We start from the raw sequence: 19,995 nt of genomic DNA, 5'->3' as shown, positions 1-19,995 counted from the left end.
GCCCCGCCGGGGTCGGCGGGTGTGCTGGTCAGGCGGCCATGGGGGCCTCGGTGGTGGGGCCGGCGGCGATCCGGGGGTCCCAGCGCTGCCCGGTGGTGGTGACGGCGTAGATCCAGCGCAGCAGGGTCGTGGCGCAGGCCACGTGGGCCTGTGCGCGGGTGAGCCGGTTGTGCTGGCGGCTGGTCAGGTGGGCGTGGCGGGCGGCCAGGACCGGGTTGTGCCGGATCACCGTCCAGGTGGCACGCCAGGCGGCCAGCCGCAGCCCGGGGCGGCCGCGTTTGGAGGTGCGGGTGCGGCCGCGGAAGGTGGCCGAGGTGTTCTCCACCGGGTTCAGCCCGGCGTGCTTGACCAGGGACCGTGCGCTGTCGAAGCGGGTCGGGTCACCGGCCTCGGCGAGGATCTGCGCGGCAGCCGGCAGGGACAGCCCGGGGATCGAGGCCAGCGGGTCACTCAGGCCCAGGGCGTCCACGGCGGTGAGCATCTCCTGCTCGACGGTCTGCTGCTGGGCGCGGGCGGCGCGCAGGTCATCCACCGCCCAGGCGGCGCGTTTGAGCGCCCCGGCGCGCTGGCGGGCCACCGCGCCGGTGGTGTCGTTGAGGGCGGCGAACACGCCCTCGACGATCCGGCGGCGGATCTTGCGCCCACCCCAACGAGGCAGCTCACGGCGCACCGCGTCGGTGAACCGGGCCAGGCCCATCCGCCGCAGCCGGGCCGGGTCACCGTTGCAGCGGTCCAGCACCACCGCCACCGACGCCTGCCAGGTCATCGACTCGAACGGCTTGCTCGCCGCCGTCAGGACCGTGGGCCAGCCCACCGCGAGCAGGTCACGCAGCTGCAGCACCGCCCGGGTCGACCGGGTGATCAGCTCACCACGACGGCGACCGAGGTGCCGCAGCACCGCCCACTGCTCCTCCACACGTTCGGGGACGTAGCAGCGCAGCTCACCGGCCAACCGGGCGATCAGCACCGCATCCTTGTAGTCGGACTTGTCCCGGGTGTAGTCCTCCTCCTCCCGGGCCCGGGCCGCGGCCAGCGGCTGCACACACACCACCAGCAGGTCCCGCTCGAAGGCGGCGTCCTGCACCGCCATCCACCGTGACCCGGTCGGCTCACACGCCAACGTCACCGCCGTGAACCCGGCCCGCGCAGCCTGCTGCACCGCCCAGTCCAGGACCGGCCCCAGCTCCCACGCCTTGCCCTTGAACACCCGCCGGGCCAGCACCCGGCAGTCCCGGTCAGTGACCACCACCATCTGGGTGTCCTCCCCCAGATCAACCCCCACCACCGCAGCCGACGCCGGCACCGCCGCACGCAGCCGGGCCCGCCGCTCGTTACGCCGCCGATCACCCCGAGTCAAACCCGTACCATTACCCATGGACGTCCTCCTGTTCATCGCGTTGGGACACCAAGCCCGAGACGTGTACACAGGAGGACGTTCTATGCGAACCCCCTCCCAGAACGCCATTACTACGAAGAGGGGCTCGGCTGGTCGCGGGGGAGGGTGGGGCGAGTTGGGCGAGTTGGGCCAGCGGAGGGGCGCTGGCTAGACTCGCCCGGTTGCCTCGGCGAGGGACGCCGCACGGCTGGCCAGCCGTCCGTCCGTGATCGACGCGGTGGTCCTGCGACCGTGCCGCGCCCCGCGTCGAGGCCACCGCCCGAACGACACCGTCCCAGCCCAGACACCATCCCAGCCCAGGAGCGATGCGCCGTGTCCGAGAACAAGATCACCGCCGAGGTCCGCACCCAGTTCGGCAAGGGTGCCGCCCGCCGCATCCGCCGCGCGGACAAGATCCCCGCCGTCGTCTACGGCCACGGTGAGCAGCCCACGCACATCACCCTGCCGGGCCACGAGACGATGCTGGCGCTCAAGCACTCCAACGCCCTGCTCGACCTGCAGATCGAGGGAGGGCGCTCGACGCTGGCCCTGGTCAAGGACGTCCAGCGGGACCCGGTGAAGCGGTTCATCGAGCACGTCGACCTCGTCGTCGTGCGCCGCGGGGAGAAGGTCGAGGTCGAGATCGCCGTCCACGTGACCGGCGAGGCCGCGCCGGAGACGTTCGTCACCGTGGAGCACCAGACGCTGCTCGTCGAGGCCGAGGCCACCCACATCCCGGAGAGCGTCGAGGTCTCCGTCGAGGGCCTCCGGGCCGGCACCCAGATCCACGCCGGTGACATCGAGCTGCCCCCCGGCACGACGCTGGTCACGGACCCCGAGGCGCTCGTCGTCAACGTGTCCCAGGCGATGACCTCGGCCGCGCTGGAGGCCGAGCTGGCCGAGGCCGAGGCGGAGGTCGGTATCGCGCACGAGACCTCTGAGCAGGCCGCCGCGGCGCCCGCCGAGGGTTCGCCGGCCGGGGACACCGAGCAGGAGTGACCCGTCGTCGGGGCCGCCGTCACGGCGGCCCCGACGCACCTCGCCGTCCCCTCGCCCGCACACCAGGAGCGCCCCCGTGACCGACCTGTGGATCGTCGTCGGGCTCGGCAACCCCGGTGCCGGCTACGCGGGCAACCGGCACAACGTCGGCCACATGGTCCTCGACGAGCTGGCCGGCCGCACCGGGGCAGTCTTCCGCGCCCACCGCAGCCGGGCCGCCGTCGCCGAGGCCCGACTGGGCACGCTGCCGGGCGGGGCCCCCGGCCCCCGGGTGGTCCTCGCCAAGCCGGCCACGTACATGAACGTCTCCGGCGGCCCGGTCGCGGCCCTGGTCCGGTTCTTCTCCGTCGAGCCCACCGACGTCCTCGTCGTGCACGACGAGCTCGACCTGCCGTTCGGGACGCTGCGGCTCAAGCGAGGGGGCGGTGAGGGCGGCCACAACGGGCTGCGAGACATCAGCAAGGCCCTCGGCACCCGGGACTACGTGCGCCTTCGGTGCGGGATCGGTCGCCCACCCGGGCGGATGGACCCGGCGGACTACGTCCTGCGGGACTTCTCCCCGGCGGAGCGTGCGGACCTGCCGTTCCTGCTCGCCGACGCCGCGGACGCCGTGGAGCTCGTGGTGACCGAAGGGCTCGAACGTGCCCAGCTCACCGTGCACACCTCCCAGTGAGCGTGACGCCGCGTCACGTCCTCGTGACGCTCCCGCGACATCGTCGCGGATAAGGGTCAAGCGGAGGTAAAGCACCTGGGCCTGCCCCCGGCTCCTCCCGTGTCATCAGGACACGACGAGGAGGCCGGGTTGATGGAGAGCACCACGGGGCCGGGGCATGACCTCCCGGTACAGCAGGCGGACGTCGAGCAGGCGGGCGTCCCGGACGTCGCCACCCCCCGGACGACGCAGGTGCCCGCGCCTCGCCGGTCCCCGGCGCCGACGTCGGCACCGGCCACCGGGAGCCGTCCCGGCTGGTTCACCCGCCGACCGCTGGCCCCTCGCCCGCCCTGGCAGGGGCACTTCACCCCGTGGTGGCCCGCGCTGCTCGTCGCCGTGGACGTGCTGGCGGTCGCCGGGGCGGCGGTCGTCGTCGAGGAGGTCTCCCGTCGGGTGCTGACGATGGGCGCCCTGACGATCGCCCTGTTCGCCGTCGGTGGGCTCTACCGCAACCGGCTCACCCCGTCCGTCCTCGACGACGTCGCCGGTCTCGTCGGCCGGGCCCTCATCGCCGGCGCGGTGGTCACCGGCCTCGGCGCCTTCCTCGACGGGTGGGCCGGCCGGGCCACGCTGCTCGCCGCGGGGGCGATGGCGGCCCTCGCCACCCTCGGGCGAGCCGTCGTCTACGCGTTCCTGCGGGCGGCGCGGCGTCGCGGCCGGGTCACCCACCGCACCCTCGTGCTCGGCGGCGGCGAGCTCGCCGGGCAGCTCGCCACCACGTTCCTCGAGCACCCCGAGACCGGCCTGCTGCCGGTCGGGTTCCTCGACGACGACCCGCTGCTGCCGGCCGAGCGACGTCCGGTCCCGCACCTGGGACGCAGCAGTGACCTCGTCGACGTCATCATCGACCAGCGGATCGACGAGGTCGTGGTCGCCTACGCGTCCATCCGCGAGGCCCAGCTGGTGGACCTGCTGCGCGCCTGCGACCGGCTCGCCTGCGAGATCCTCCTCGTCCCCCGGCTCTACGAGCTGAGCCCCACCACCCGCGACATGGAGACAGTCTGGGGCACTCCGCTGGTGCGCATCCGGCGGGCGCCGTTCCGCACCCAGATGTGGCGCCTCAAGCGGGTCCTCGACGTCGCCGCCTCGGCGGCAGCGCTCGTCGTCCTGGCGCCGCTGCTCGCCGCCGTCGCGCTCGCCGTCCGGGTCGGGATCGGGTCCCCCGTGCTGTTCCGCCAGGAGCGGGTAGGGCTGGACGGCCGCTGCTTCGTGCTGCTGAAGTTCTGCTCCCTGCGTCCGGCCGGCCAGACCGAGTCGGCCCAGCGCTGGAACATCAGCCACGACGACCGGCTGACGCCCGTCGGCCGGTTCATCCGGCGCACCAGCCTCGACGAGCTGCCCCAGCTGTGGAACGTGCTGCGCGGTGACATGAGCCTGGTCGGGCCACGGCCCGAACGGCCGTACTTCGTCGAGGAGTTCGCCCGCCGCTTCCCGCTCTACATGGCCCGCCACCGGGTGCCGGCGGGCCTGACCGGGGCGGCGCAGGTGGCCGGTCTGCGCGGTGACACCTCGATCATGGACCGGGCCCGGTTCGACAACTACTACGTGGAGAACTGGTCGCTCTGGAACGACTGCAAGCTCCTGCTGCGCACCGCCGGCCAGGTGGTCCGCGGTGCCGGTGGCTGACACCGCCGCGCCGCCGGCCGGGCAGACGTCGCTCAGCGCCGGGCGGGCCGCTCGCACCGTCGGCTGGGCGGTGGTGTCCCTGGCCGGCAGCAAGCTCGTCGTCTTCGTCACCACGCTGGCGATGGCCCGGCTGCTCGTGCCCGAGCAGTTCGGGGTGGTGGCCGCCGGACTGACCCTCATCGCCCTGGTCGAGACCGGTCTCGACCTCGGGGTCGGTGCGGCCGTCGTCTACGAGCAGGAGACCGGGGTCAGCGAGCGGATCCGGACGGCGTTCACCCTCAACCTTCTGGTCGCGGCCGTGCTCACCGTCACCGCGGTCACCTCGGCCCCGCTCGTCGCCGCGCTGTTCGGCGTCCCGGACGACGTGCTGCTCCTGCAGGTGCTGTTCGGCTACCTGCTGCTGCGCGGCGCCGGACAGGTGCCCGACGCCGTGCTGCGCCGGGACCTGCGGTTCAAGCGCCGGGCGGTCGTCGAGATCTCCCGGGCCGGGGTGCGGGCCGTCGTGTCGATCGGGCTCGCGGTGGGCGGGGCGGGGGCGTGGTCGCTGGTGGGTGGTCTGCTCGCCGGGGAGCTCGTCGGCACGGTGGCGACGTGGTGGGCCATCCGGTTCGTGCCGCGGCTCAGGATCGACCGGTCCGTGGCGGCCACCCTGCTTCGGTTCGGCGGCGCCGTCCTGGCCATCCGGCTGCTGACCGCGGTCGGCGAGAACGCCGACTACGTGGTCGTCGGCAACCGCCTGGGTCCCGAGGACCTCGGGCTGTACCTGCTCGCCGTCCGCGTCCCCGAGCTCTTCCTCGCGAACATCTACTGGATCGTCTCCAGCGTGGCGTTCTCGCTGTTCTCCCGGGTGCGTGCGGTGCACGCCGAGGAGTTCGGCTCCGTCGTCCTGCGCGCCCTGCGGCTCATCACCGTGCCGGCGTTCGCCGCGGCGGCCGGCCTGGTCGTCGTCGCCGAGGACCTCACCGGCGTGCTGCTCGGCGACACCTGGGCCGGCGCGGCCGGGCCGATGGCGCTGATCGCCCTCGCGATGGGCGTGTCTGCGATCGCCTACGCCTCCGGCGACGTGTTCCCCGCCATCGGCCGGCCCGGTGTGCTGGCCCGGGTGCTCGTGCCGGTGGTGCTGCTGCGCGTCCTGGCCCTGCTCGCCGCGGCCCCCCACGGCCTGGTGGCGATCGCGGGCGCCCAGCTCGTCGTGAGCGTGGTCAACGCGGTGGTCCGGCTCGTCCTCGTGCACCGGCTCGTCCGGCTCTCCGGCCGGGCGCTGCTGGGCGCGCTGGTCCCCGGAGCCGTCACGGCGACCGGTGCCCTGCTCGGGGCGGTACCGGTCACCAGCCTGATGGCACCCGGGCCGGGCCGGCTCGCGGCCACCGTGGTCGCCGGCGCGGGCACGGCGGTGCTGCTGCTGCGCCTGCTCGCACCGGCCGCGCTGGACGACATCGTCGGGGTGGTCCGGTCGGCGACGTCCCGGCAGGCGGTCCGGTGAGGGCAGCGACGAGCCGGTGGGTGCACCGGTGGCTCGTCCGGCTCGCCCTGGCCGGCGACCCGGTGGACGGTCCCCGGCACCGGCTGCTGTGGCCCGCCACCGTGCTCGACCCGCGCACCGTCGGGGTGCTGCTGGGCATGCGCCGGTCCGCGCGGCTCACCACCCCGCTGCTCGACACCGCCCGTACCGGCGCCTACGCCGCCGTGTGGCGGGACGCCGCCCAGGCCGCCGGCGCCCGGGTGGAGCTGGGCCCGGGCGGGACCCTGCGGCTGGACCGCGACGGCCACTGCGTCGAGCTCGGTTCGAACCTCGTGCCGCTGGACGGTCAGGAGGCGCTGGCCACGGCGGGGGACAAGTGGGCGACCCGCCGGCTGCTGCGGGACAGCGGGGTCCCGACCCCGCGGGCGGTGCGCGTCGGCCCGCACGCCACCGGGCCGGCCTTCGACCTGCTCGCCGCGACCGGGCGCTGCGTCGTCAAGCCGGCCCGGGACACCGGCGGCGGGCTGGGCGTCGTGTGCGACGTGCGCACCCCCGGCGAGCTCGTCCGCGCGCTGGTGGCCGCGGGCCGGTGGTCACGCGACGTCCTCGTCGAGGAGCAGCTCGACGGCGCGGAGCTTCGGGTGCTGGTCCTCGACGGCCGCGTGGTCGGCGCGGTCCGGCGGTACCGGCCCGTCGTCGTCGGGGACGGGGTCTCGAGCGTCGCGGCGCTCGTCGTGGCGGAGAACTGGCGCCGGGTCCTCGCGCACGGGGCGGACGGGCAGTGGGGGATCGCGCCGGACCTCGACACCCAGCTCGCGGTACGGCACGCCGGGCTGCGGCTCACCTCGGTGCCGGCTGCCGGGTGCCGGGTGACGGTCAAGGGGGCGGCCAGTGCGACCGCCGGCCACGACCACGAGACGGTGACGGTGGGCGGGCCGCTGGAGGCCGACGTCCTGCGGTCGGTCGACGCCCTGGGCCTGCGGTGGGCCGCCGTCGAGCTCATCACCCCGGACCCGTCCCGGTCGCTGTGCTCCGCCGGCGGCGCGGTGATCGAGGTGAACTCGACGCCAGGGCTGCTCTACCACTACCAGGTCCGCGAGGTGGCCACGCGGGTGCCGGTCGCCCGGGCCGTCGTGGAGACGCTGATGCGGGAGAGCCCGTGCCAGCCGTTGGCGACCCCGCGCCGTCCCGTCGACGACGCCGTGCCCGGCGCGTCCCCCGGCGAGCTCAGGCCCGGGGCCGGGCCGCAGCGGTGACCGCGCGCCGCGCTCGGCGGGCGGCGCCCCGGCCCTTGCCGAGGAGGAAGCGCGCGTCGTGCACGAGCGTCGGTGCGGGGTCGTCGCGGTCGAACACCGGGAGGTGCTGGCGCCGGGCCAGGGACCGAACCCAGTCGCCGGTGGACAGCTGTCCGGCCGACCGGTACGCCCAGAACGCCTGGGCGTCCTCCCACGGGTGCCACTGCCGGACGCCGGTGGCGAAGTCGGCCACCGGCGGGACGTCGAGGCCGACCGCCCGGCGGTAGGCGACACCCGCAAGGTCCACGCCGGCGTTCTGCACGAGCCTGTCCGCGGCGGTGAACCGCGGGTTGCACTCGATGAGGGTCAGGCCGCCGTCCCGGGCGTCCACCTTGAACTCCACGTTGCCGATCCAGGCGAGCCCGACGCCGCGGAAGAAGCGAAGCCCCTCGCGGGCCGCCTCGGGCACCCAGTCGCTCTCGTGCAGCGTGCCGAGCCCGAACCCGGGCGGGTTCTGCCGCGGCTTGCGCTTGGTGAAGTGCAGCAGCGCCTCGCCGTCCGGGGTGAGGTAGGTGTAGTAGCTGCAGTAGGCGTCGTCCCGGCCCGGCACGATCTCGGTGAGCAGCACCGACAGACCGGCCTCGTCGATCGCGGTGAGCGTGCGCCGCAGCTCGTCGACGTCCCGGACGACGACGGCCTTGACACCGAACACCTGGGCGAACCGGTGGGAGTGACGCGGCTTGACCGCGCAGGGGAAGGTGAAGTTCGCGGCCACCCGGTCGAGGTCCTCCCCGGCCTCCAGGGTGGCGGTGTGCGGGGCTCGGACCCCGACCGCCCGGGCCAGCTGGTAGGTCTGCTGCTTGTCGAGCATCGCCAGGGTGACGTCGTCGTCGGACTCCGGCGGCCGCAGCCCGCGGGCAGTCAGCGCGGGCCTGCGGGTGACCAGGTACTCCAGCGCGATGTCGCTGCACGGCAGCAGCACCGCGCCGTCCGGGGCACGGTCCAGCCAGTCGTCCCAGACCTGGGGTGCCCGGGACGCCGACGTCGCCTCGACGAACCCGGCGACGTGCCGGGAGTACCGCAGCAGCGAGCCGCCCGCCCCGTCGGACAGGCCGTGCACCCGGACCCCTTGCCGGGACAGGGACCGGGCCACGGCGAGGGAGTTCGAGCTGCCGCCCAGGACGACGGCGTCCGGGCCCCCGGCCAGCGCCGGCCGTGCCGGTCCGCCGGCCATCGGACGCCGGTCAGAGCGCATCGACGGTGAGCCCACCGGCGTCCAGCACGTCGTCGACCCAGCCGTTCGAGAACGCGCCCCGGGCCACCGAGGCCGCGTACGCCGCGTCGTCCCGGCGCCGGCCCTCGAGCCGGTCGTGCACCTCCTTGACGTTCTCCAGCGGGACGACGACCACGCCGTTGGCGTCCGCGACGACGAGGTCGCCCGGGTGCACGACGATCCCGCCGCAGCTCACCGGGTAGTTGATCTCCCCGGGGCCGCGGTGCAGCGGCCCGATCGGGGTCACCCCGCGAGCGAAGACCGGGAAGTCGCCGAGCGCGGCGATGCCGGGCAGGTCCCGGATCAGCCCGTCGACCACGACGCCCGCGATCCCACGGTGGCGGGCCTTCGTGCACACCAGGTCGCCCAGGACGGCGGTCATGGTCGACCCGCTGGCGTCGACGACGAGGACGTCGCCCGGGCGGGCGACGTCGAGCGCCTTGTGCACCATGAGGTTGTCGCCGGGGAAGACCTTGACCGTGCACGCCGGTCCCACCACGGACAGTCGGGGGTCGGTCATCGGCTGGATCGCCACGCACATCGTGTACAGGCGGTTCATCATGTCCGACACGTCGGGGGTGGGGTAGGCGCGGAACGCGTCGACGAACACCTCCCCGGGGCGGTCGTCGGACCGGCGCAACCGAAACCCCGGACCTGGGTTCATCTCCGCCGAACGGGGCCTGCGCGCTGCTGTCTGGGCCACCGGAGCCTCCTGCCGTCGTGCCGTCTCCAGCAACGTAACAACGGCCGGTGCGGCGCGCGGGGCAAACGTAGGATTCGGGCATGGGCCACCTCGTCACCCTCGTCCCCGGCGACGGGATCGGCCCCGAGGTGACCGCTGCCGCCCTTCTCGTCCTGGACGCCGTCGGCGCCGACATCGACTGGGACACAAGGCATCTCGGCAGCAGTGCTCTGGACCGTGGCGAGACCTCCGCCGTCCCGGCCGGCACCGTGGAGTCGGCTCGGCGGACGGGCTGCGTGCTGAAGGGGCCGGTGTCGACTCCCCGTGACGGCGGCTTCCGCTCACCGAACACGGGTCTGCGCCGCGAGCTCGGGCTGTTCGTCCAGCTCCGCCCGGTACGGGCGGTGCCGGTCGCCGGCGGAAGCGCCCCACCGCTCGACGTCGTCGTCGTCCGGCAGACCGGTGAGGACCTCTACGCCGGCTGGGAGCTGGCGCCCGGCTCACCCGCCGCGGTCGAGGCGCTGCGCGCCGCCGGCGCCGACGACGTCTCGGCGTCCGGAGTGTCGCTCAAGGCGTTCAGCCCGGCCGCCGTCCGTCGCACCGCTGAGTTCGCTCTGCGGTGGGCGCAGGCGCACGGGCGGCGCCGGGTCACGGTCGTCCACAAGGCGACGGTGATGCGGGAGACCGACGGGCTGTTCCTGCGGGTGTGCCGGCAGGTCGCCGCGGAACGGCCCGGCGCCGGGACCACTGGCGGGGTCGAGCTCGACGACGCCCTCGTCGACAACGCGTGCGCCCAGCTGGTCCGCCGACCGGCCGCCTTCGACGTCCTGCTCACCGGGATGCTGTACGGGGACGTGCTCAGCGACCTGGCGGCCGCCGTCGCCGGGGGGGTGGGCCTGGCCCCCGGAGCCGCCTACGGCCCGGACGCCGCGGTGTTCGAGGCCGCGCACGGCTCGGCACCCCGCCACGCGGGCCAGGACCGGGCGAACCCGGTGGGTCTGATCCGTTCGGCCGCCCTCATGCTGCGTCACCTGGGGGACGGCGAGCGCGCGGCCCGGGTCGAGTCCGCGGTCGACGCCGTGCTCGCCGAGGGCCGCGACCTCACGTACGACCTGGCGCCGGGGACGCCGGTGGGGACGCGCAGGTGCGCCGAGGCGATCGCCGAGCGAGCGGCCTCGTCAGGGTGAGCAGCCGGCGCCCACCGAGGCCGGCGGCCAGCACGCTGGCGGCGCAGGCCACGGCGAGGCCCACCGGACGGGTCGTCGTGCGCTGCAGCTCCGGCTCGCTGGTGCGTATCGCGTACCGGTAGAGGTCCTGGCTGAACGCCACGTCCTGCAGCAGCTGGCGACCCGCCGCCGAGGCGAGCCGGCTCGCGGTCACCGGGTCCTGGTGCGTCGTCGTCAGCTCGATGACGTCGCTGCCGAAGCGGTGGCGCGCGGACACCGTGGCCTGAGCCGCCAGGGCCGGGTCGATCCCGGTCCGTTCGGCCGCCTGGTGCAGCAGCCCGGGGCGGGACGCCAGCGCGTTGAACGTCGCGATCACCTGCGGGCGGGACAGCACGTCCCGGGTGTACGCGGTCTCACCCGCGGGACCGCCGACGATGACCCCGGTCGTCGTCGCGGCCCACCGTTCGCCGCTGGCCACGACGAGCACGGTGGCGGCGACCGCGGCCGCGAGCACGCCGACGCCCGAGGCCCGCGCGACTCGCCGGGTGAGGACGGCCAGCCCCGGGCCGCGGACCACGCGGAAGCCGGAGGCGTCGAGCTCCCGCGTCCGCACGTCGGCGGCGACGACCATCGCCACGACGAGCAGCAGCACGGAGAACCCGGCCAGGTGCAGGAACAGCGAGGACACCGCCCACCCGAACAGCCCCGCGGTGACGCCCCGGGCGAGGTGGTCCGGCGCCCGGGGCGCCGGCAACCCGAGGCGCCGGCGCCGCCGGGCGGTGTCGGCCGAGACGACCAGGGTCCCGCCGATGAGGACGAGCCAGCCGGCGAGCCCGGCCACCCCGCTCTCGGCCAGCATCTCGAGGTAGATGTTGTGCGGGGCCAGCGGCTGGGACAGCGGCGTCTCTGTCAGTCGGCGGTACTCCGGCTGCGCTGCCACGAACCCGCCAACCCCGACGCCGGTCGCCGGGTGGTCCGCCGCCATCCGCAGCGCGATCTGCTGCACGGTCGCCCGGTCCACCAGCGACTGGTCGGTGCGACTCGGCGTACCCGGCTCGACCATGGTCAGGGTCGCCAGCCGGGTGCTCGTGCCGGGGAAGGCGACGACGAGCACGACGGCGGTCAGCGCCCCGACCATGAGTCGCCGGGACGACGCCCCGGACAGGACCAGCCACACCGCGGCAGCCAGCATCGTGGCCAGCAGGCCGCCGCGGGACTGGGTCAGGTACTGCCCGCCCGCCATCAGCAGCGCGGCCACCCACCAGGCGTGCCGCCACGCGCCGAGGCGCCGGTCGGTGGCCAGCGCCAGCGCCACCGGCAGCAGCAGGACGAGGTGCCGGGACCAGAAGTTGGGGTCCGACTCCGGGCCGGAGTGCCGCTCGGTGGCCGAGCCGACGTCCGCGCCGACCGGGACGTTGACGAATCCGCCGAAGTCCGCCCCCGGCAGCAGCGTCTCCCGCAGCAGGCTGAGACCGGCCAGCAGCGCCGCGGCCCCGACCGCGGCCATCGCGGTCGTGCGGATCGTGGCTGACGCGCGCCCGGTGGAGGACATCAGCACGGCGGCGGCCAGGAACGGCACGACGTGCTTGAGCTCCTCGACCAGCGCCGCCGTCGACACCGCGGTGTCGAGCGCCGAGACCAGGGACAGCAGCCGGACCGCGGCGTAGACGACGAGCAGCAGGTAGACCACCGACCAGCGGGGTCGCAGTCGGCCGCGCAACCAGCCGACGAGGACGGCCGCCAGCAGCAGCCCGATGAGCAGGACCTGGATGCTCAGCGGACCGAGCGGGCCGACGACCGTGCTGGCGTTTGTCACGACCGCCACCGCGTAGCCGGCGAGCAGGACGCGCGGGCGCAGCACGGCGACCGTCGCAGCCGCGGTCAGCAGGAGCAGAACCAGCACGGCCAGCACGGGGCTGGTGAGGAGGTCAGCCACCGTCGTCCGGGCCGCCGGTGACGGCGACCCGGTCGGTGCGGCGGGAGGCCGGGGTCTGCGGGACGGGCCCGACGAGGTGTCCGACCACGTCCGGGGCCACCCGTCGACGCAGCAGCCGGTAGGCGACCTGCTGGGCGACGACCCCGGCCGCCAGGGCGACCAGGGCCATGACGGTCACCATCGAGCCGGTCGCGATCGACGACAGGCTCGCCGTGCCCTCCGCCGTCCCGACGACCCGCCCCTGGTACGGCGAACCCATCTCCGCGATGGACTCCTGCGCCCACCGGGCGGCGGCGTCGGCGGTCTCCTCGGCGTCCTCGGGGCTGGCCGCGGTGGCCGCCACGTCGATGACGCTGGTGTCGGTGACCACCTGGAACGCCAGCGAGCGCCCCTCCAGCTCACCGCCGGCCAGGTCCAGCTCCGTGTCCAGGAACGGTGCCGGGTCGCCGGCGTCCAGCAGGGCCACGTAGGTGGCCGGGACGTTGCCACGGCTCAGCGTGTCGTAGTAGCCGGCGAGCGCGTCCGGGTTCGCCCCCGGGGTCACCGGCAGGATCAGGACGGTCGCGTGCGCCGTCCAGGACGCCGGCTGGCCCAGGGCCACCGGGACGCCGAGCGCGAGCCCGGTCACCGTGGCGAGGCTCCCGACGACGACGGAGGTCCGCAGTGCGTGCACTAGGCCACCAGCTCTCTCGTGCGCTCCTCCGGGGGCTCCTGCAGTGGCTTCCCTGAGGTTGCCGGCGCAGGAGCCGCCGGTACCCAGGGACCGCGCGCGGCCCGGCGCCACACCGTCGGCTGCCGCCGAGCAGCCAGCCGGACCGCGCCGCGGACGGCGGCCGCGTTCGTCAGCAGGAACTGCGTCGGAGCGCCGAGGGCGGGCCGACCGGTGACCCAGCCGGCCGCCCCGGCCCCGTACCCGAGCACCTGCGCGGCCAGCAACCAGCGGGCGGTGCGGTGCCGGGACGCCGCCGCCGCGGACGTCGCCAGCAGCCCGGGCAGCAGGAGCGGGACGACGTGGTTGCGCAGCAGCCGGTGGGACCCGAACGCGAGCGCCGTCATCCCGCGCCGGGGGTCGGCCAGGCCCAGGTGCCGCAGCGAGGTCTGCCAGGTGCCGGCGGCGATCCGGGTGCGCCGCTCCATCTCGTCGGCCGCGCTGGCCGAGACCGTCTCGACCGCCCGGGCCGCGGGGGCGTAGGCCACCCGGTGACCGTGCAGCAGGGCGTCGCAGACCAGGTGGTAGTCGTCGTTGAGGACCCCGGGGGGAATTGGCCGGAACGTCGAGCGCCGCACCGCGCACACCTCGCCGGGGGCGCCCATGACGCATCCGAACCGGGACTCGCCGGCCTTGACCACCGACTCCAGCCGCCAGTACAGGCCTTCCCCGGAGCCGTGGGACCCGGCACCGACGACGACCTTGGCGCCGCTCACCACCGCCACCCGCGGGTCCGCTGCCGCGACGGCCAGCGCGCGCAGGGCACCGGGGGCCAGGGAGCAGTTCGCGTCGGTGAGGCAGACGAGCTCCCCGGTGGCTGCGAGCACCCCCCGGTTGACCGCGGCGCTCTTGCCGGCCGGCACCGGGGCGGTGAGCACCCGGGCACCCGCGGCCCGGGCCAGCTCAGCGGTGCGGTCGGTGGACCCGTCCGCGACGACGAGCACCTCGAGCAGCGCGGGCGGGTAGTCCTGCGCCAGGCAGTCGCGCACCTTCTCGCCGATGACCTGCTCCTCGTCGAGTGCGGCCACGAGCACCGTGACGGCCGGCAGCGTGTCGTCGGGTCGACCGCCGGCGACCGCCGGGCCGGTGGCGCCCGCCGCGGCGCGGCGCATCAGCAGGGGGTAGCCGAGGTGCGTCCAGGCCGCCGCTGCCGCAGCGGCCCAGGTGAGCGCCGCGGCGCGGTCCGCCAGGTCCATGACGACCACGCTCGCAGCCGGTCGGGGCGCCGCGCAGCCGATTCGGCGGAAGTCGTCACCGCGGGTCACGGGTTCAGTCGAAACGGCCGCCTCCCACGCCGGAGGTGCCTAGCCTCGGCACGGTGAGGTTCCTGCTCGTCGAGCACAGTCCGGCCGGCGGCCTGTTCCAGTGGACGCTGCAGCTGGCCGACGCCTTGGCACGCCTCGGCCACGAGGTCGAGCTCCTCACCGGTCGCGGGCCGGAGCTGGCCGCTCGTCATCCCGGCGTCCGGATGCTGCCCGTGCTCCCGACCTGGCACCCGAGCGCGGGTGCCGCGCTCCCGGCGCCGCTGCGCCGGGTGCGCCGGGTCTGGCGCGCTGTGCGGCACGTCGAGGCGTGGCGGCGCGTCGTCCGGCACGTCCGGCGGACCCGGCCGGACGTCGTCCAGCTCTCCGAGTGGCGCTTTCCCGTCGACGCGTGGGCGGCGCTGGCCGTGGGGCGGGCGGTGCGCGCCGGCGGCCGACCGGGCCTGCTCGGCGACGTGGCGCACACCCCGGTCCCGTTCACCGAGGACGGTGACGGCGGGCTGTACAAGTCCGGGGGGCTGCTGCTGCGGTCGCTGCGGCGCGCCTACGCGGGCACCGACGTCGTCCTCGTCCTCGGCGAGCGCTCGCGGGAGGGGTTCGTCGCCGCCTTCCCCGACGCCGGGCAGCCCGTCGTCGTGCCGCACGGCGACGAGGGCATCTACGCCGGGGAGGACCCCGGCCCGGCGGCGACCGGGGAGTACCTGCTGTTCTTCGGCGCCCTGGCCAGGTACAAGGGGCTGGACCTGCTGCTGGACGCCGTCGACCTCGTCGTCGCCCGGCGTCCGGGCACGCGGGTCGTCGTCGCCGGGCCGTGCGTCGACGTCGACCTCGACGCGCTGCGTCGCCGGTGCGCCACGGTTCCCGGTGTCGAGCTGCGGGCCGGGTACGTGCCCGTCGCGGACGTGCCCGCGCTCGTGGCCGGCGCCCGGGCCCTGGTCACTCCCTACCTCGTCGCGAACGCCAGCGGGGTGGTGCACCTGGCGCACACCCTGCGGCGTCCGGTGGTGACCACGGACGTCGGGGACCTGGCCGCCGCCGTCGGCCACGGACGCTCCGGCGTGGTCTGCCCGCCGGGAGACTCGGCCGCCCTGGCCGCCGGGATGCTGCGGCTGCTCGAGGACCCGGCCACGGCGACCGACCTCGGGGACGCCGGGTACGCCGCCACCGGGGACGGGTCGGCCTGGGACGACGTCGCCGGCCGGGTCGCCGCCGCCTACCTGGCCCGGCAGCGGCCCGGCGCCGTGGACGTGGCTCGGTGAGGGTGCTCGTCGTCATCGACTCGCTGCGGGTCGGCGGTGCCGAGAACCTGCTCGTGCACCTGGCCGGGCCGGCCCGCCAGGCCGGGCTGGACGTCGACGTGGTGTCCCTGGGGCCGCCGGACGGGCCTCAGGCGTCCCTGGCCGGTGCGCTGTCGCGGGCCGGTCTGCCGCCACGGTTCCTCGGGGCACGCAGGCTCGCCGACCCCGCCGCCGCGTACCGGCTCGCCGTCGAGGTGCGTCGGTCCGGCTGCGACGTCGTGCACGCCCACCTCGAGCACGCGTCCGTGCTCGCGCCGGTAGCCGGGCGGCTCGCCGGTCGTCCCGTCGTGTGCACCTTTCACCAGCTCGCCGGAGGACTCACCGGCTCCGAGGCGGTCAAGGAGCGGCTCGCCGTCGCCTGCGCCGGGACGACGCGAGCCACCGTGTTCGTGTCCGAGGCGTGCCGCCGGTCCTTCGCCCAGCGGTACCGGCCCCGGGCCAACTGGACGGTGCTGCCCAACGGTGTCGACCTGGGCGTGTTCGCCGACCCGGCACCGCGGCCGCTGCCGGCGGGCCTGGGTGTGCCGGCCCGGGCCCGGGTGGTGACCGTCGTCGCGGCGCTGCGACCACCCAAGGGGCACCGGGTCCTGCTCGAGGCGTGGCCGGCGGTGCGCCGCCGGGCCCCGGACGCGCACCTGCTCGTCGTCGGGGACGGGGACGCCGGGCCCGCGCTGCGCCGGCAGGCCGGCGAGCTCGGCCTGCGCGACGCGGTGACGTTCGCCGGTGCCCGCGACGACGTCCCCGCGCTGCTCGCCGGCAGTGACCTCGTCGTCCTGCCCACGTTCACCGAGGCCCTGCCGACGGTCCTGGCCGAGGCCGGCGCCGCCGGCCGGGCGGTGGTGGCCAGCGCGGTGGGCGGCGTGCCAGAGGTGGTGCTCGACGGGGTGACCGGCGTCCTCGTCCCGCCCGGCGACCCGGTCGCGCTCGCCGCGGCCGTCAGCGACCTGCTGACGGACCCTGCGCGGGCCGCGGCGATGGGGGCCGCCGCGCGCCGGCGGGTGCAGGAGCGGTTCGGGACCGGGACGTGGCTGGCCGGCCTGCTGCAGCTGTACCAGGAGGCCGCAGGTCACCGGCCCGCGGACGCCGGAGGGCCGCCGTCCCACGACGCCAGCACGCGCAGCCGGTCCCACGGCAGCCGGGCGAGCCGGTCGTAGTCCGCGGCCAGGCCCGCCCGCGCGAGCCGGTCGTCGTCCGCGGCCGGGGTCTGGAAGATGAGGGCGACCGGCGTGCCGCCGTTGTCCCGCGCGTACGCGCCGTACTGCTGCAGGGCACGACCGACCGCGAGCTCGGCCGGTGACAGCCCGTCGATCGCGCTGAGGTCGACCGCCGGGTCCAGCTGGACGCGCGCGCCCTGCGGGATGCAGTCGTCTCGGTCGCTGGTGCCGTCCGTCTTCGTCGCCGGGGCCCGAAAGTCCCCGGCGCAGGCGTTGTCGGTGGAGAACACCAGGGCGTGGCGGATCGTCCCGGAGGCGATCTCCTGCGGGGTGACCAGGCCGTCGACGAGGCCGAGTCCGGCGCCGGTCGCCGAGCTGACCGACGGGACGTCGGGGGACAGGTCGACGACGTCGCCCCACGACGTCACCCACGTGGACGGTCCGTCCCGACGGACCTGCCAGAACTCGTAGCTCGTGCCCGTCCGGCGGTCGACGACGGCCATCGCCGCGTCCGTGCCGGTGCTGGGGGCCGCGTCGTCCGGCACGGGGACCGGGGCCGCCTCCAGCCGGCAGTGCCCCCAGTCGCGCAGGCACTCGACGTCCCGCAGCGGAGCGCCCTCGGCGTCGTACACCGGGACGCCGTACTGGGTGACGTTGGCCGACCACGGACCGGCGCCGAGGTGGGCGGCGATCCGGTCCGAGCGCTGGTCGAGAACCGGGTCGGCGGGGACGGGCTCCAGGAACGCCTGGCGCCGCGTCGGCGACGCCGCCGGCGCCGCGCTGCCTGTCGTCCCCGGCTCACCGGCGCGGACCGACTCGGCTGTCTGTTCCGCGACGGACGTGCCGGTCGGTGTGCAGGCCGCCGCCAGGACCAGGGCGGTGGTGGTCACGAGCAGCCTGCGGACGGCGGCCACCACCTCGCGGCTCGTCCTCGACCGGTCCTGGCTCACCTGTCTCCCGACATCCGTCGTTCCGCCTCCGCCGGTGCTCCGACCCGCCTAACGTAAGCGACGCCGGCGGTGTCCCGCGGGCGAAGTGCGGGATCGACGAGGGGGCGTGTGTGGCGCAGCAGCTGCTCGTCCTGGGGTGGCACAACGTGCACCCGACGTTCGGGTTCCCGGCCTCGCCGCGGCGCGGTGAACGCGGCCTGGCCAGCCAGCTGCGCACCCTCGCCCGGTGCGCGAACGTCGTCGACCTCGGGCAGGCGCTCACCGCGCTGGAGGCCGGTCGTGAGCTCCCGCCGCGCGCCGTCGCGCTGACCTTCGACGACGGCTACCGGGACAACCACGACGTCGTCGCCCCGATGCTGCGCGCCGCGGGCCTGCCGGCGACGTTCTTCCTCGTCCCGGAGTTCCTCTCCGGAACCACCGACGTGTGGTGGGAGCGGCTCGGCTGGGCCGTCGCCCGCCGCTCGGCGACGACGCTGTCGTGGGAGGGGACGACCTACCGGCTGCCCGACCAGGGGACGGCCCGCCGCGTCGCCGCGGTCCTCGCCGAGCGGCTCAAGGCCCGCACCGGCGTCGCCCGGGCCCACGCCGTCGAGGAGGTGGTCGAGCGGTTGCGGCCGGTCGGCCCGGACCCGACGCGGCGGCTCCTCATGACCTGGGACCAGGCCCGGTCGCTGGTGCGGCAGGGCTTCTCGGTCGGGTCGCACACCAGCCGGCACGACATCCTCAGCCGGGAGCCGGCCGGACACCAGGTCGAGGACCTGCGCAGCGCCCGCGCCCTGCTGCAGGACCGGCTGCAGGTGGAGGCCTCCCTGCTCGCCTACCCCAACGGCCGGGACGTCGACTACGACGACACCTCGCTCGCCGCCGTCCAGGCCGCCGGCCACACCCACGCGGTGACCACCGTGGACGGCGTCAACGGCCCCGAGGTCCCGCGGTACGAGGTCCGGCGGACCGTGGTCTTCCCCGAGCGGGGCGTCCCGGACCTGCTCAAGGCCCTCCTGCACAGCGGCCGCGCGCCGCGTCCCGGGCGATGAACCGGCCCCCGGGCGAGGTGCACGTCTGCCACGTCATCCACGCGCTGGGACCGGGTGGCGCCGAGCAGTCCCTGCTCGAGCTCGCCGCCGCCGGGCCGTCCGCGGGACTGCGCACCTCCGTGCTGTGCCTCACCGGGGACGGCCGGCCCTACGCCCAGCGACTCCGGGACGCCGGGGCCAGGGTGGCCGTCCTGGGCGGCAGGACCCGCTGGGACCCGACGCTGCTGCCACGCGCGGTCGCGGCGGTCGGGGCGAGCGGCGCGGACGTCGTGCACAGCCACCTCAAGCACGCCGACCTCGTCGGGGCGTTGGCCGCGACCCGCTACGACCTGCCGCTGGTGTCCTCCCTGCACCTCATCGAGGACGGCGTGGGCCCGGGCGGGCGGGCCCGGCGCTGGCTCGGCCACCAGGCGCGCCGGTACCGGGCCGACCGGGTGGTCGCCGTGTCCGACGCCGTCCGGAGCTGGTACCGCGCCACGTTCGACGTCGAGGACGACCGGGTGGTCACGGTCCGCAACGGCGTCGCCCCCGGGGAGGCGGCGACGCCGCAGCGGCGCCGCGCGACGCGGGCCGCGCTGGGACTGGGCGACACCGACGTCGTCGCGGTGATGGTCGGGGTGATGCGTCCGGGCAAGGGGCACGCCGAGCTGCTCGAGGCCGCCCGGCTGCTCGGTGGGGACGGCGGCGTCCGGTTCGTGCTGCTCGGGGACGGACCGCTGCGGCCGGCGCTGGAGCAGCGGGCCCGGCAGCTGGCGCTCGACGTCGTCTTCGCCGGCTTCCGGCCGGACGTGCGCCAGGTGCTGGCCGGCGCCGACCTCGTCGTGCACCCGACGCTGTTCGACGCCCTCCCGACCGCCCTCATCGAGGCGCTCGCGGCAGGGCTGCCCGTCGTGGCCTCCGACGTCGGCGGGGTGCCAGAGATCGTCGACGGTACGTGCGGGGTGCTGGTCCCCCCTGGCGACCCGCGCCGGCTCGCGGACGCCGTGCGCGCCCTCGCCACCGACGAGGCGGCGAGGGCGCGCGGGGGCGAGGCGGCCCGACGGCGGTTCGACGCCGAGTTCACCGCCGAAGGATGGGCCCGCCGGCTGCGCGCCACCTACGACGCCGTGCTGTGAGGCCGCC

The 19,995-nt window shown here is 75.7% G+C and carries 17 protein-coding genes; 10 read left to right on the top strand and 7 right to left on the bottom strand.

Annotated elements, in window-relative coordinates; genetic code table 11:
* Positions 1-28 precede the first annotated feature (28 nt).
* Positions 29-1,375 (bottom strand): IS110 family transposase, encoded by a 1,347-nt coding sequence (locus HJG43_11835; protein UER55113.1) that lies wholly within the window; start codon positions 1,373-1,375, stop codon positions 29-31.
* A 333-nt stretch (positions 1,376-1,708) separates the two neighbouring features.
* Here HJG43_11835 and HJG43_11830 point away from each other — a divergent pair, with 333 nt between their 5' ends.
* The 5 genes from HJG43_11830 (at position 1,709) to HJG43_11810 (ending at position 7,430) form a co-directional block, all read left to right on the top strand.
* Positions 1,709-2,374 (top strand): 50S ribosomal protein L25/general stress protein Ctc, encoded by a 666-nt coding sequence (locus tag HJG43_11830; protein ID UER55112.1) that lies wholly within the window; start codon positions 1,709-1,711, stop codon positions 2,372-2,374.
* Between the two features lie 76 nt (positions 2,375-2,450).
* Complete coding sequence (locus HJG43_11825) at positions 2,451-3,047, top strand: aminoacyl-tRNA hydrolase (GenBank protein UER55111.1); 597 nt, start codon at positions 2,451-2,453, stop codon at positions 3,045-3,047.
* 132 nt (positions 3,048-3,179) lie between these two features.
* On the top strand, positions 3,180-4,712 hold the full coding sequence (locus tag HJG43_11820; GenBank protein UER55110.1) for a sugar transferase: 1,533 nt from the start codon (positions 3,180-3,182) through the stop codon (positions 4,710-4,712).
* Positions 4,705-6,195 (top strand): oligosaccharide flippase family protein, encoded by a 1,491-nt coding sequence (locus HJG43_11815; GenBank protein ID UER55109.1) that lies wholly within the window; start codon positions 4,705-4,707, stop codon positions 6,193-6,195. The genes HJG43_11820 and HJG43_11815 overlap by 8 nt, the downstream gene beginning before the upstream one ends.
* Positions 6,192-7,430, top strand: coding sequence for a hypothetical protein (locus tag HJG43_11810; protein UER55108.1), 1,239 nt, complete (start codon positions 6,192-6,194; stop codon positions 7,428-7,430). Before HJG43_11815 ends, HJG43_11810 begins: the two co-directional genes overlap by 4 nt.
* On the opposite strand, the gene HJG43_11805 is transcribed toward HJG43_11810, so the two are convergent.
* Both HJG43_11805 and HJG43_11800 read right to left on the bottom strand, forming a co-directional pair.
* Positions 7,402-8,643, bottom strand: a complete 1,242-nt coding sequence (locus tag HJG43_11805; protein UER55107.1) for a hypothetical protein — start codon at positions 8,641-8,643, stop codon at positions 7,402-7,404. The genes HJG43_11810 and HJG43_11805 overlap by 29 nt on opposite strands.
* A gap of 10 nt (positions 8,644-8,653) precedes the next feature.
* The gene (locus HJG43_11800; GenBank protein ID UER55106.1) at positions 8,654-9,385 is read right to left on the bottom strand and encodes an RraA family protein; all 732 of its coding nucleotides are present in this window, start codon (positions 9,383-9,385) and stop codon (positions 8,654-8,656) included.
* 80 nt (positions 9,386-9,465) lie between these two features.
* Between HJG43_11800 and HJG43_11795 the strand changes: the two genes are divergently transcribed.
* Positions 9,466-10,551, top strand: a complete 1,086-nt coding sequence (locus tag HJG43_11795; GenBank protein ID UER55105.1) for an isocitrate/isopropylmalate dehydrogenase family protein — start codon at positions 9,466-9,468, stop codon at positions 10,549-10,551.
* Here HJG43_11795 and HJG43_11790 read toward each other — a convergent pair.
* Genes HJG43_11790 through HJG43_11780 form a run of 3 tightly spaced genes read right to left on the bottom strand, consistent with a single transcriptional unit; the run spans position 10,466 to position 14,440 of the window.
* Positions 10,466-12,466 carry an O-antigen ligase family protein gene (locus tag HJG43_11790; GenBank protein ID UER55104.1) on the bottom strand — a complete coding sequence of 667 codons (2,001 nt, stop codon included), beginning with the start codon at positions 12,464-12,466 and terminating at the stop codon, positions 10,466-10,468. The genes HJG43_11795 and HJG43_11790 overlap by 86 nt on opposite strands.
* The gene (locus HJG43_11785; protein ID UER55103.1) at positions 12,459-13,139 is read right to left on the bottom strand and encodes a hypothetical protein; all 681 of its coding nucleotides are present in this window, start codon (positions 13,137-13,139) and stop codon (positions 12,459-12,461) included. The genes HJG43_11790 and HJG43_11785 overlap by 8 nt, the downstream gene beginning before the upstream one ends.
* A complete protein-coding gene (locus tag HJG43_11780) occupies positions 13,139-14,440 on the bottom strand; it encodes a glycosyltransferase (protein ID UER55102.1) in 1,302 nt (433 codons plus the stop codon). The genes HJG43_11785 and HJG43_11780 overlap by 1 nt, the downstream gene beginning before the upstream one ends.
* A gap of 53 nt (positions 14,441-14,493) precedes the next feature.
* On the opposite strand from HJG43_11780, the gene HJG43_11775 reads away from it, so the two are divergent.
* On the top strand, positions 14,494-15,696 hold the full coding sequence (locus HJG43_11775; protein ID UER55101.1) for a glycosyltransferase family 4 protein: 1,203 nt from the start codon (positions 14,494-14,496) through the stop codon (positions 15,694-15,696).
* The gene (locus HJG43_11770) at positions 15,693-16,889 is read left to right on the top strand and encodes a glycosyltransferase (protein ID UER55100.1); all 1,197 of its coding nucleotides are present in this window, start codon (positions 15,693-15,695) and stop codon (positions 16,887-16,889) included. Before HJG43_11775 ends, HJG43_11770 begins: the two co-directional genes overlap by 4 nt.
* On the opposite strand, the gene HJG43_11765 is transcribed toward HJG43_11770, so the two are convergent.
* Positions 16,802-17,839, bottom strand: a complete 1,038-nt coding sequence (locus HJG43_11765) for a hypothetical protein (protein UER55099.1) — start codon at positions 17,837-17,839, stop codon at positions 16,802-16,804. The genes HJG43_11770 and HJG43_11765 overlap by 88 nt on opposite strands.
* 110 nt (positions 17,840-17,949) lie before the next feature.
* Here HJG43_11765 and HJG43_11760 point away from each other — a divergent pair, with 110 nt between their 5' ends.
* Both HJG43_11760 and HJG43_11755 read left to right on the top strand, forming a co-directional pair.
* Complete coding sequence (locus HJG43_11760) at positions 17,950-18,873, top strand: polysaccharide deacetylase family protein (protein UER55098.1); 924 nt, start codon at positions 17,950-17,952, stop codon at positions 18,871-18,873.
* Positions 18,870-19,988 carry a glycosyltransferase family 4 protein gene (locus tag HJG43_11755; GenBank protein UER55097.1) on the top strand — a complete coding sequence of 373 codons (1,119 nt, stop codon included), beginning with the start codon at positions 18,870-18,872 and terminating at the stop codon, positions 19,986-19,988. The genes HJG43_11760 and HJG43_11755 overlap by 4 nt, the downstream gene beginning before the upstream one ends.
* Positions 19,989-19,995 lie beyond the last annotated feature (7 nt).

This window comes from Kineosporiaceae bacterium SCSIO 59966, from assembly GCA_020881835.1.
In the GTDB taxonomy this organism is placed as follows: Bacteria; Actinomycetota; Actinomycetes; order Actinomycetales; family SCSIO-59966; genus SCSIO-59966.
The sequence above is the reverse complement of the archived record's forward strand: the minus strand, read 5'-3'. Positions and strand labels throughout refer to the sequence as shown.